The following is a 12873-nucleotide window of genomic DNA, read 5'->3' as shown; positions in this document are numbered from 1 at the left end:
AGTCATAGGGGGAATTCCATTTGAATTAATGGAGCTTATATTCTTGCGACAATTGCTGTATATGAGATTTTAGTTGATGGTGAAACAACCTGTTTTTTCGATTTAGTGGGATAGTGACCATTCTACTTACTTGGCTTGTGACGATGCCAGATCGCTATTTAACTATTTTTCATGAAATTGGACTATCCAAAATGGAACTTATTTTTATAGGAATCGCCATTTTATTAGCTTATACTGTATTTTCAAGAAATAAATTTCATTTTGATCAAGCAGGTGTAGCTTTACTTGCTTCCATTTATGTGGGATTTGGTTTTCATTACTTATCTATGACACGAGATGCGGGACTTTATTATGTTATTTTTGCATTATTAATCGTATGGTCAACGGATACAGGGGCCTATTTTATTGGACGTCAAATTGGGAAGCGAAAATTAGCGCCCCATGTTAGCCCGAATAAGACGGTGGCGGGTTTTGTAGGTGGAATTGTTTGTGCGCTTGTTGTAGCGGGCGGTTTTTATTATTTCGCAGACTTACCTTTAGCTATCGGCCTAATTTTAGTGGCGCTTATTGTACTGTCTATTTTTGGACAACTAGGCGATTTAGTTGAATCGGCTTTAAAACGGTATTATGGTGTGAAAGATTCTGGTAAAATTTTGCCGGGACATGGTGGCATTTTGGATCGTTTTGATAGCCTGCTATTTGTTTTGCCACTTCTACATATACTTCAAATCATTTAAATGGAGATGTGACTATGAAAAAAATTATTTTACTAGGCGCGACTGGATCCATCGGGACACAAACACTTGAAATTGTACGCGAACACCCGGATAAATTTGATGTTGTCGCTTTATCTTTTGGAAGAAATATCGGATTAGGTCGGAAAATTATTACTGAATTCCGTCCTAAAAAAGTGTCTGTTCAAAATAAACGAGATGTAGAAACACTAAGAGCGGAGTTTCCGAATGTAGAATTTGTTTACGGAATTTCAGGACTGCGCGAAATTGCTACTTTTAAAGAAGGAGAGGTAGTCGTAAACGCTGTTATTGGCAGTGTCGGACTTCTCCCGACGCTAGATGCCATTCAAGCGAAGAAAGAAATTGCGATTGCCAATAAAGAAACGCTTGTGACAGCAGGGCATTTAGTGATGGCAGAGGCGGCTAAACATAATGTTAATCTTCTCCCTGTAGATAGTGAACATTCCGCGATTTTCCAAGCACTTAATGGGGAAAATAAGCGGGAAGTTGCTAAAATTATTTTAACTGCTAGCGGCGGAAGTTTTCGAGACAAGTCAAGGGATGAGCTAAAAAATGTAACCGTAAAGGAAGCTTTAAATCATCCTAATTGGAGTATGGGAAATAAACTAACGATTGATTCAGCTACAATGTTTAATAAAGGACTTGAAGTCATTGAAGCGCACTGGTTATATGGAACCGATTATGATGCGATTGAAGTGGTGATTCACCGTGAGAGTGTGGTGCATTCCATGGTGGAGTTTGTAGATGGGAGTCTCATTGCTCAACTTGGTACACCTGATATGCGTATTCCGATTCAATATGCGCTAACCTATCCAAAACGGGCCTCCATTTCGTTTAGCGAACCATTTGACATTACGAAATACGGCGCCCTTCATTTTGAAAAAGTAGATTTCGATCGATTCATGGCATTGAAATTAGCCTTTCAAGCTGGTAAAATAGGTGGAACAATGCCGACGGTTTTAAATGCCGCTAATGAAATTGCAGTAGCCGGCTTTTTAAACGGGCAAGTAGCCTTTCAAGGAATCGAGGCAGTGGTGGAAAATGCAATGCATAATCATCAAGTCATTCCAAACCCGTCTCTTGATACTATCTTGGAAGTCGATCAAGAAACACGTGCTTACGTGAAAACACTTTTATAGAGGTGAAATCAATTTGACAACTATTATTGCATTTATATTCGTCTTTGGCTTGATTGTTTTTTTCCATGAATTAGGGCATTTTTTACTTGCCAAGCGTTCAGGTATTATGGTGAAAGATTTTTCAATCGGTTTTGGCCCAAAGATTTTTGCGTATAAAAAGAAAGAAACCCAGTATACGATTCGCTTGTTACCTATCGGTGGCTATGTTCGTATGGCCGGCGAGGACGGAGAAGAGATTGACTTAAAGCCTGGTTTTCGAGTAGGTCTAGAGCTTTCTCCTGATGAAAATGTCACAAAAATTATCGTCAATGGAAAAGATCAATATGTAAATGCCCAGCCGCTTGAAGTCTCGCATGCTGATCTTGAAAAAGATTTATTTATCGAAGGATTTGAAGACTTTGATGAGACGAAAAAAGTGCGTTATAATGTAGCGCGAGATGCGGTTATTATTGATGGTAAAATCGAAACGCAAATTGTGCCATATGATCGTTCATTTGGTTCAAAGTCACTTGGAAAGCGCGCAGCAACTATTTTTGCAGGGCCGCTTTTCAATTTTATCTTAGCGATTTTAATTTTTACCGTATTAGCTTTTGTTCAGGGCGGCGTTGTAACCAATGAGAGCGAACTCGGAAAAGTGGTGCCGGATAGTCCCGCTGCTTCTGCCGGTTTAAAACAAGGGGATGAAGTTCAGTCGATAGACGGTAAAAAAACCGATTCGTGGACAGATATCGTCACCATCGTCTCAGAAAATCCGGGTAAAGACTTAGACTTTAAAATAAGTCGTGATAATCAAACTGAAGATATTCATGTTACACCGGAAACCGTAAAAGAACAAGGGAAAGAAGTCGGGAAAATTGGTGTTGCCTCGCCGACGAACGATTCATTTGGCGCGAAAATTAGTTATGGATTTACTCAAACTTGGTTTTGGATTTCTCAAATTTTCACAGTATTAGGGAATATGATTACAGGTGGATTTTCACTTGATATGTTAAACGGTCCGGTTGGTATTTATACGAGTACGGAACAAGTTGTTAGTTACGGATTCCTTACTTTATTAAACTGGACAGCCGTCTTAAGTATTAACCTAGGGATTGTCAATTTATTACCGCTTCCTGCACTAGATGGCGGAAGATTGCTATTTTTTGCTTATGAGCTTATTCGTAGGAAACCTGTAGATCCTAAAAAAGAAGGTATGATTCACTTTATTGGATTTGCGCTACTCATGGTTCTTATGATTCTTGTAACATGGAACGATATTCAACGAGCTTTTTTCTAGGGAAATAGATTTAGGGGAATGATTTTAAAAATAGGGAGTGTTTTTCATGCGTCAGACAATGACATTTATTCCAACTTTAAAGGAAACGCCTGCTGATGCAGAAGTAATGAGTCACAAATTATTACTTCGAGCAGGTTTTATACGTCAAGTAGCGAGTGGCATTTATAGTTACTTACCACTTGCTCACTTAACGCTTCAAAAAATTGAACAAATTATTCGTGAAGAATTAAATCGTATTGGGGCATCAGAACTTTTAATGCCAGCTCTTCAACCAGCAGAATTGTGGAAAGAAAGTGGTCGCTATCAAGACTACGGTCCAGAATTAATGCGCTTGAAAGATCGTAATGCGCGTGATTTTGCGCTTGGTCCAACACACGAAGAAGTGGTCACTTCGCTTGTTCGTGATGAGCTAAGTTCATATAAACGCTTACCCATTACACTTTATCAAATTCAAACGAAATTTAGAGATGAAAAACGCCCTCGTTTTGGCTTGCTTCGTGGTCGTGAATTTATTATGAAAGACGCTTATTCTTTTCATGCTACACAAGAAAGTTTAGATGAAACATATGAAAAAATGTACGAAGCCTACACACGCATTTTTACGCGTTGTGGCCTAGATTTCCGTGCGGTTATTGCAGATTCTGGTTCTATTGGCGGGAAGGACACCAAGGAATTTATGGTTCTCTCTGATATTGGTGAAGATACGATTGCCTATAGTGATGCCTCGGATTATGCGGCTAATACGGAAATGGCTCCGGTTTTATATATGGAGAAAAAGACACTTGAAAAAGAAGCAGAGCTTGAAAAAGTAGCAACGCCTGATAAGCGGACCATTCAAGACATTGTCGAGTTTTTGGAAATTCCAATTGAAAAAACGTTAAAATCTATGTTATTTAATGTTGATGATGAAATCATTATGGTACTCGTGCGCGGTGATCATGAAGTCAATGATATAAAAATTAAAAATGCTCTTGATGCGAAAAATGTTGAGCTTAGTGACCCAGATGTTGCCATCAAACTGCTCGGCGCAGAATTTGGTTCTCTTGGCCCTGTTGGTGTCCCTGACTCAATTCGTATTTATGCCGATTATGCGGTAGCGGATGTGGTCAATGCGAGCGTTGGTGCGAACGAAAATGGCTACCACTATATTAATGTGAATCCAGAACGTGATTTTACGGTCAGCAGTTATTTTGACCTTCGTATGATTCAAGTTGGGGATTTATCTCCTGACGGTCAAGGCATCATTAAATTTGCTGAAGGCATTGAAGTTGGTCATATTTTTAAACTGGGGACAAAATACAGCGAAGCGATGGAGGCTACATTTTTAGATGAATTTGGTCGCGCCAATCCTTTAATCATGGGTTGCTACGGAATTGGCGTATCGCGACTTTTATCTGCGATAGCAGAACAGCATCATGATGATAACGGTTTAGTCCTAGAAAAAGGGATTGCGCCGTTTGATATTCATCTGATTCCTGTTAATATGAAAAATGATGAGCAGCGTGAATTTGGCGATGTGCTTTATGCGAAACTTCAAGAAGCGGGTTATAGTGTTCTTTTAGATGATAGAACGGAGCGCGCGGGTGTCAAATTTGCAGATGCTGATTTAATTGGACTACCGATTCGTGTAACGGTAGGTAAAAAAGCGGCGGAAGAAATTGTTGAAGTGAAAATTCGGAAGACGGGCGAAATGATTGAAGTGCGTCTGGATGAACTTTTAAATACATTACCAATTCTTTTTGGCGAAAACTAATTTTTTTAGTACAATAGAGAAGACGGAAAAGTACCTTTCATTCTGCAAGGTACTTTTCAAGTTTTCTGGAGGGAGTGTCAGAATTTGAGTGCCACAGAACAAGATAAAAAAGAACGATTTCAACTTCTTTTAGAACAAGTGGGTCTAAGTGACGTTACAGCTTATGCGGACTATACGAACGGTACGCAAATTGAGAAATTAATTGCGGATAAAGCATCGAAAACTTGGCAATTTCATTTGAAAACATCACAAATTTTCCCACAAGCATTTTATCAAATGCTAGATACGGGAATGAAACGTGCCTTTAGCGAAATTGCACAAACAGAACTTAAAATAACGGCAACAGATGCGCGTTTAGATGAGACATTAATTCAAGATTATTGGAATATGATTGTAGAACCGATTTTTAAAACGTCACCGATGATTGGGCAAGTGTTAATGGAGCAAAAACCTACGTTAAAGGAGCCTCATTTTTTAGAAATAGCCGTGCATAATGAAATGGAGCAGACGAAAATTGCTCAAAGCTACGGGAATCAGATTCTTGACGCTTATCGTGATGCGGGGTTCCCGCGTCTTGCTTTTCGGATGAATATTTTAGCCCAAGAAGAGACGGAAGCTTATAAGGCATTTGCGAAAGCGAAAGAGGAAGAAGATGCGATGAAGGCGCAAGAGGCTGTTTTGGTGATGCAAAAACGTCAGGAGTCAGCTTCAAATGATGTTCAGGCGGCTGCGCTTACGGGGCCTTTCCAAATTGGTTATAAAATTAAAGATGATGAAGAAGTGAAGCGTTTAGGCGATATTTATGATGAAGAACGTCGTATTACGGTTCAAGGATATATTTTTGCGACAGAGATTCGCGAACTACGAAGCGGTAGAAGCTTGCTGCAGTTTAAAATCACAGATTATACAAGTTCGATGATTATTAAAATGTTTTCGCGCGATAATGATGATGCGGCTATGTTTCAAAACCTAAAAAAAGGTATGTGGGTGAAAGTACGGGGTAGTGTGCAAAATGATACGTTTGTCCGTGATTTAATTATGATGGCACAAGATATAAATGAAATTGCACCTAAAATGCGTCATGACAAAGCGGAAGAAAAACGAGTGGAACTTCATCTGCATACTAATATGAGTCAAATGGATGCTACAAATTCCATTAGTGACTTAGCGAAACAGGCAGCAGATTGGGGTCATAAAGCCATTGCATTAACGGACCATGCAGGGGCACAGTCTTTTCCAGAAGCTTATGCGGCAGGAAAAAAGAACGGAATTAAGATGATTTACGGCATTGAAGCCAACTTAATTGATGACGGGGTTCCGATTGCGTATAACCCGGTTCATACGGATTTGAAAGAGGCAACTTATGTGGTGTTTGACGTTGAGACAACGGGTCTATCAGCGGTTTATGATACCATTATTGAGCTAGCTGGTATTAAAATGCATAACGGAGAAGTGATTGATAAATTTGAAGCGTTTATTGATCCAGGCCATCCGCTTTCTGCAACAACGATTAATTTAACAGGTATTACAGATGATATGGTAAAAGGTTCGGACCCGATTGAAGTCGTCCTTCAAAATTTCCGCGATTGGTGCGGTGATGACATTTTAGTAGCCCATAACGCTTCCTTCGATATGGGATTCATCAACACCGCTTATCGTAAAATTGGTTTAACCGATGCACCGAACGCGGTAATTGATACACTGGAATTAGCCCGATTTTTATATCCACATTTTAAAAATCACCGTTTAAATACGCTCACTAAAAAATTCAATATAGTACTAGAACAGCATCACCGCGCGATTTTTGATGCTGAGGCTACGGCATATCTCGCTTGGAAGCTAATTAAAGATGCAAAAGAACAACACGAAATTCATTTTCACGATGAGCTAAACAACTATATGGGAGAAGGCGACGCTTATAAACGTGCGCGACCATTCCACGCGACCATTTATGCCAAAACACCTGTTGGTCTAAAGAATTTATTTAAACTGGTTACGCTATCTAATTTAAACTATTTCTTCCGTGTGCCGCGTATTCCGCGCTCTGAACTTCAAAAATTGCGTGAAGGTCTTATTGTAGGGACAGCATGTAGTCAAGGTGAGTTATTTGAAGCCATGATGCAAAAAGGAATGGCTGAGGCGGAAAAAGTAGCTGGCTTCTATGATTTTATTGAAGTCCAACCGAAACCAGTTTATGCACCGCTTATTGAACGCGAAATGATTCGCGACGACAAGGCGTTAGAAGAAATTTTGAAAAATATCGTCAAAGTGGGCGAAAAAACCGGAAAACCTGTCGTGGCAACTGGAAATGTCCATTATAAAGATCCCAATGATAAAATTTACCGTAAGATTTTAATCCATTCGATGGGTGGGGCGAACCCGTTAAATCGTAATGAATTACCAGATGTCCACTTCCGCACGACCGATGAAATGCTTCAAGAATTTAACTTTTTAGGTAAGGAAAAGGCGCATGAAATTGTGGTCACAAATTCAAATCTTGTTACGGATTGGATGGAAGATTTAAAGCCTATTAAAGATGAACTGTATACGCCTAAAATTGAAGGGGCTGAGGATGAAGTTCGGAATATGAGTTATGATATGGCTCATAAATTATATGGTGAGACGCTTCCTGAAATTGTCGAGGCACGACTTGAAAAGGAATTAAAAAGTATTATTGGTCACGGTTTTGCGGTTATTTATTTAATTTCCCATAAGTTAGTTAAAAAATCGCTTAATGACGGATATTTAGTTGGTTCTCGTGGGTCTGTAGGTTCTTCTTTTGTGGCCACTATGACGGAAATCACCGAAGTAAACCCACTCCCGCCACATTATTTGTGCCCAAACTGTAAGCATTCCGAGTTTTTCGACGACGGTTCGATTGGCTCAGGTTTTGACCTTCCGGATAAAGAGTGCCCTCACTGCGGGACAGCCTATAAGAAGGAAGGACAGGATATTCCGTTTGAGACATTCCTTGGGTTTAAAGGGGATAAGGTGCCCGATATTGATTTAAACTTCTCTGGGGATTATCAACCTGTTGCGCATGCGTATACAAAGGAAATTTTCGGGGAAGATTATGTGTACCGTGCAGGAACAATCGGTACGGTTGCTGAAAAAACCGCTTTCGGATTTGTTCGCGGTTATGAACGAGATATGAATATGAATATTCGCGGAGCAGAAGTGGACCGACTCGTCGCAGGGTGTACGGGGGTTAAACGAACAACTGGCCAACATCCCGGCGGTATTATTGTTATTCCTGATTATATGGATGTTTACGATTTTACACCGGTTCAGTTCCCAGCTGACGCAACCGATTCGGAATGGAAAACGACCCATTTTGATTTCCATTCCATTCATGATAATGTATTAAAACTAGATATACTAGGGCACGATGATCCGACCGCTATCCGTATGTTACAGGATTTAAGCGGTATTGACCCTAAAACAATTCCAACTGATGACCCAGAAGTGATGAAACTATTTGGTGGAACTGAATCGCTTGGTGTTTCGCCAAAAGATATTGAATCCAAAACGGGCACACTTGGAATTCCCGAATTTGGAACTCGTTTTGTGCGCCAAATGCTTGAACAGACGAAGCCAACAACTTTTTCTGAGCTTGTGCAAATTTCTGGTCTTTCTCACGGGACGGATGTGTGGCTAGGTAACGCGGAAGAGCTGATTAAAAATAATATTTGCGAACTGCCAGATGTTATCGGTTGTCGGGATGATATTATGGTATTCCTGATTTATCAAGGACTAGATAGCTCGCTTGCGTTTAAAATCATGGAATCCGTGCGTAAAGGGAAGGGCTTAACTGAAGAGATGGAAGAAGCGATGGTTGAAAATAAAGTACCCGCCTGGTATATCGATTCTTGTAAAAAAATTAAATATATGTTCCCGAAAGCCCATGCAGCAGCCTATGTTCTTATGGCGGTTCGAATTGCGTATTTTAAAGTACATCATCCACTTTTCTTTTATGCGACATACTTTTCAGTTCGCGCCGATGATTTTGATTTAACGGCGATGGTGAATGGTCGCGAGGCGGTGCGTGCTGTCATGAAGGAAATTAATGATAAGGGACTTGAAGCGAGTACAAAGGAAAAAAACTTGCTGACGGTACTTGAAATCGCAAACGAAATGCTTGCTCGCGGTTTTAAATTCCAAAAAGTTGATTTATATAAATCAACGGCTGACGAATTTATTATTGAAGGCGATACGCTTATTCCGCCGTTTAACGCGATTCCAAGTCTTGGAACGAACGTAGCCAAACAAATTGTTGAAGCCCGCCGTGATGGTGAATTTTTATCAAAAGAAGATTTACAACAACGCGGAAAAGTTTCTAAAACCATTATTCAATATATGGACGACCAAGGCTGCTTAGATGGTTTACCAGATCAAAACCAATTGTCCTTGTTCTAACTTAAAGCGGTTTTTAAAATGACTTTTTGAACTCCAAATTTTGTTAGGACCCACAAGATAAAAGGCGTTAAGTTTCTTTTAGAAGCTTAACGCCTTTTTTGTGTTCCTAGTCCAAACTATTGTCATCTGCGCTGACAAATAAAATCATAAGGCCTCTTGAACGCCTAAAATCAAACTACTATGATGGAGATGTAATCAAAATTTGATCATTTGTGGAGTAAGTGAAATGAGTGGAGGCGTCTTATATGACAGAAGTAAGAAAGATGAAAAACTTTATCGGTGGAAAATGGATAGAAAGCAGTACGGAAATTTTTGAAAACGTTATCAATCCTGCGACAGGCGAAATCATTTGCCAAGTTCCGATTTCAACGCGCGAGGAATTAGACCAGGCCGCACACATTGCGCAAGCCGCTTTTCTAAAATGGAGCAAGGTGGCGGTTCCAAGACGTGCGAGAATCTTATTTAATTTTCAACAATTGTTACAAAAAAATAAACAAGAACTTGCTCAATTAATTACGATTGAAAATGGGAAAAATTTAGCTGAAGCGCTTGGAGAAGTCGGACGTGGCATTGAAAATGTTGAATTTGCAGCGGGAACGCCGTCGCTTATGATGGGAGACTCACTTGCAAGTATCGCAACAGATGTGGAAGCTGTGAATTATCGCTATCCAATCGGCGTCTGTGGCGGAATCGCACCATTTAATTTCCCGATGATGGTACCGTGCTGGATGTTTCCTGTAGCCATTTCACTTGGCAACAGCTTTATCTTAAAGCCATCAGAGCGGACACCACTTTTAATGGAAAAATTAGCGAATTTATTTGCCGAAGCAGGACTACCGGATGGCGTGTTAAACATCGTATACGGCGCCCATGATGTCGTAAATGGCATTTTAGAAAATGAACTTATTAAAGCTGTTTCGTTTGTAGGCTCGAAGCCCGTTGGGGAATATGTCTACAAAACAGGAAGCGCTCATTTAAAACGCGTCCAAGCTCTTACAGGGGCGAAAAACCATACAATTGTACTAAATGATGCGGATCTTAATGATACCGTGACAAACGTTATTGCAGCCGCTTTTGGTTCAGCAGGCGAACGTTGTATGGCGTGTGCGGTAGCGACCGTTGAAGATGGCATCTATGACGAATTTGTCGCTGCTTTAAAACAAAGAGCATCCGAAATAAAAATCGGCAATGGCTCGATGATGGTGTCTTTTTAGGGCCGGTCATTCGCGAGGAGAATAAACAAAGAACCCTTTCGTATATTGAAAAAGGGATTCAAGAAGGCGCGAAATTGGTGATGGATGGACGTGAAAATATACCTGCAAACGGCTATTTTGTTGGCCCAACTATTTTTGAAGAAGTAACAACGGACATGACCATTTGGAAAGATGAAATTTTTGCACCAGTTTTATCTATCATTCGCGTGAAAAATTTACAAGAAGCCGTCCATGTGGCGAATCAATCAGAATTTGCAAATGGGGCATGTTTATTTACAGATAGTGCGAAAGCGGTGCGTTATTTCCGCGAAAATATTGATGCAGGTATGCTAGGTATTAATTTAGGAGTGCCGGCACCGATGGCATTTTTCCCGTTTTCTGGGTGGAAATCGTCCTTTTACGGAACGCTTCATGCCAATGGAAAAGATAGCATAGACTTCTTTACACATAAAAAAGTAGTAACAGCACGTTATTCGCAAAAAGATTACTAGGAGGGACTTTTAAAATGGCAAAGTTTTTAAGAAAACCTCAACATGAGCGTTTAAAAGATGGGGTAACGTGTGTGCATCTTGTGACGGAAGACAACTCGCCGCTTCACTATGTTGCTTTTAGAATGCTTGATGTCGAAAAAGGGGCAACGTATAGGGAAACATTGGCAGATATGGAAGTTTGTATCGTTGCTTTAACTGGAAAAATCACTGTACGTACTGAAAATAAGATTTTTAACAAAATTGGTTCACGAAATTCTGTTTTTGAAAAAATTCCGACCGATAGTGTCTACGTGGGAAGTGGTCAGTGGTTTGAAATTGCCGGCCAATCGGAAATGGCGCGCGTTGCGTTTTGCTATTCACCAGCAAAAAAAGCTTTACCAGCTCGTTTTATTCCCGCATTTGAAAATACAATTGAAGAGCGTGGGAAATACCAAAATAAACGTCTTGTGCATAATATCCTGCCAGATGATTCTGATGTGGCGGAGAGCGTTTTAGTAGTAGAAGTATTCACAGAAGGTGGGAACTTTTCAAGCTATCCACCGCATAAGCATGATCAAAACAATTTGCCGGAAGAATCTTTTTTGGAAGAAAGTTATTACCATGAAATGAATCCACCACAGGGTTTCGTATTCCAGCGCGTGTATACAGATGACCGCTCGATTGACGAAACGATGACGGTGGAAAACCGCGATATGGTACTTGTACCTGCTGGCTATCATCCAGTTGGCGTACCAGATGGCTATACATCTTATTATTTAAACGTGATGGCAGGTCCAGAACGAATTTGGAAGTTCTATAATGACCCGGCACACGCTTTCATATTGGACCGCAAATAGAGGAGGACGGAACATGGATTTAAATACACATAAAGAACGGAAATTTGATATAATCGCGATTGGTCGGGCATGCATTGACTTAAATGCTGTGGAGTACAATCGCCCAATGGAAGAAACGATGACTTTTTCGAAATATGTTGGTGGAAGTCCTGCAAACATCGCGATTGGCGCATCTAAATTGGGCCTACATGCTGGATTTATTGGGAAAATTCCAGATGATCAACATGGACGTTTTATCAGTAGCTATATGAATCAAGTTGGTGTAAACACAGATGGAATGGTTGTTGATACAGAAGGACATAAAGTCGGGCTTGCCTTTACAGAAATCAAAAGTCCTGAGGAATGTAGTATCTTAATGTACCGTGATCATGTGGCGGATTTGTATTTACAACCAAATGAGGTTGATGAGGCTTACATCAAGGAAGCACGCCTTTTACTCGTATCTGGAACGGCGCTTGCCAAAAGTCCATCCCGTGAGGCAATTTTAAAAGCCATTCAACTGGCACGCAAAAATGATTGTCTTGTTGCATTTGAACTTGATTACCGCCCGTACACCTGGGTTTCAGAAGAAGAAACGGCGATTTATTATTCGCTAATTGCTGAACTGGCCGATATTGTCATTGGTACGCGCGATGAATATGACATGATGGAAGGGGTGTCAGGCGGCAGCAACGAAGCGACAATCAAACATTTATTTTTGCATCATGCCAAACTAATTGTGATTAAACATGGTGCAAGTGGCTCTCAGGCATACACGAAGGATGGGGAGGTTTACCGAGCTGGGGTCTATAAAACGAATGTCTTGAAAACGTTTGGAGCTGGCGACTCATATGCATCTGCTTTTCTCTATGCTTTATTCACAAATAAAGGGGTTGAAACGGCACTGAAATACGGTAGTGCGTCGGCATCAATTGTGATTAGTAAGCATAGTTCCTCGGATGCGATGCCAACTTCACAAGAAATCGAGGCGCTGATTGAAGCGCAAAAATAGTA

6 protein-coding genes and 2 pseudogenes are annotated in these 12873 nt (G+C 40.4%); all 8 read left to right on the top strand.

Features of this window, described 5'->3' with window-relative positions; all coding sequences use genetic code 11:
• A pseudogene (locus tag LFLEISCH_RS06540) lies at positions 1 to 737 on the top strand (phosphatidate cytidylyltransferase); the annotation flags it as partial.
• A 14-nt stretch (positions 738 to 751) separates the two neighbouring features.
• Positions 752 to 1894, top strand: coding sequence for a 1-deoxy-D-xylulose-5-phosphate reductoisomerase (gene dxr, locus LFLEISCH_RS06535; RefSeq protein WP_007474539.1), 1143 nt, complete (start codon positions 752 to 754; stop codon positions 1892 to 1894).
• 13 nt (positions 1895 to 1907) lie between these two features.
• Positions 1908 to 3170, top strand: coding sequence for an RIP metalloprotease RseP (gene rseP / locus LFLEISCH_RS06530; protein ID WP_007474537.1), 1263 nt, complete (start codon positions 1908 to 1910; stop codon positions 3168 to 3170).
• A gap of 46 nt (positions 3171 to 3216) precedes the next feature.
• Positions 3217 to 4923, top strand: a complete 1707-nt coding sequence (locus LFLEISCH_RS06525) for a proline--tRNA ligase (RefSeq protein WP_007474535.1) — start codon at positions 3217 to 3219, stop codon at positions 4921 to 4923.
• 84 nt (positions 4924 to 5007) lie between these two features.
• Positions 5008 to 9339, top strand: a complete 4332-nt coding sequence (locus LFLEISCH_RS06520; RefSeq protein WP_007474534.1) for a PolC-type DNA polymerase III — start codon at positions 5008 to 5010, stop codon at positions 9337 to 9339.
• A gap of 245 nt (positions 9340 to 9584) precedes the next feature.
• Positions 9585 to 11044: pseudogene (locus LFLEISCH_RS06515) on the top strand (CoA-acylating methylmalonate-semialdehyde dehydrogenase).
• 14 nt (positions 11045 to 11058) lie between these two features.
• On the top strand, positions 11059 to 11880 hold the full coding sequence (gene iolB / locus LFLEISCH_RS06510) for a 5-deoxy-glucuronate isomerase (protein ID WP_007474527.1): 822 nt from the start codon (positions 11059 to 11061) through the stop codon (positions 11878 to 11880).
• Positions 11881 to 11893: 13 nt separating this feature from the next.
• Positions 11894 to 12871 carry a 5-dehydro-2-deoxygluconokinase gene (gene iolC, locus LFLEISCH_RS06505; RefSeq protein ID WP_007474525.1) on the top strand — a complete coding sequence of 326 codons (978 nt, stop codon included), beginning with the start codon at positions 11894 to 11896 and terminating at the stop codon, positions 12869 to 12871.
• Positions 12872 to 12873 lie beyond the last annotated feature (2 nt).

The organism is Listeria fleischmannii subsp. fleischmannii LU2006-1, assembly GCF_000344175.1.
Classification (GTDB): domain Bacteria; phylum Bacillota; class Bacilli; order Lactobacillales; family Listeriaceae; genus Listeria; species Listeria fleischmannii.
The sequence above is the reverse complement of the archived record's forward strand: the minus strand, read 5'-3'. Positions and strand labels throughout refer to the sequence as shown.

Bases quoted from the DNA above. Each gene is read 5' to 3' on its own strand.
- dxr (WP_007474539.1), top strand. From the start codon at position 752: ATGAAAAAAATTATTTTACTAGGCGCGACTGGATCCATCGGGACACAA.
- LFLEISCH_RS06525 (WP_007474535.1), top strand. From the start codon at position 3,217: ATGCGTCAGACAATGACATTTATTCCAACTTTAAAGGAAACGCCTGCT.
- iolB (WP_007474527.1), top strand. From the start codon at position 11,059: ATGGCAAAGTTTTTAAGAAAACCTCAACATGAGCGTTTAAAAGATGGG.
- iolC (WP_007474525.1), top strand. From the start codon at position 11,894: ATGGATTTAAATACACATAAAGAACGGAAATTTGATATAATCGCGATT.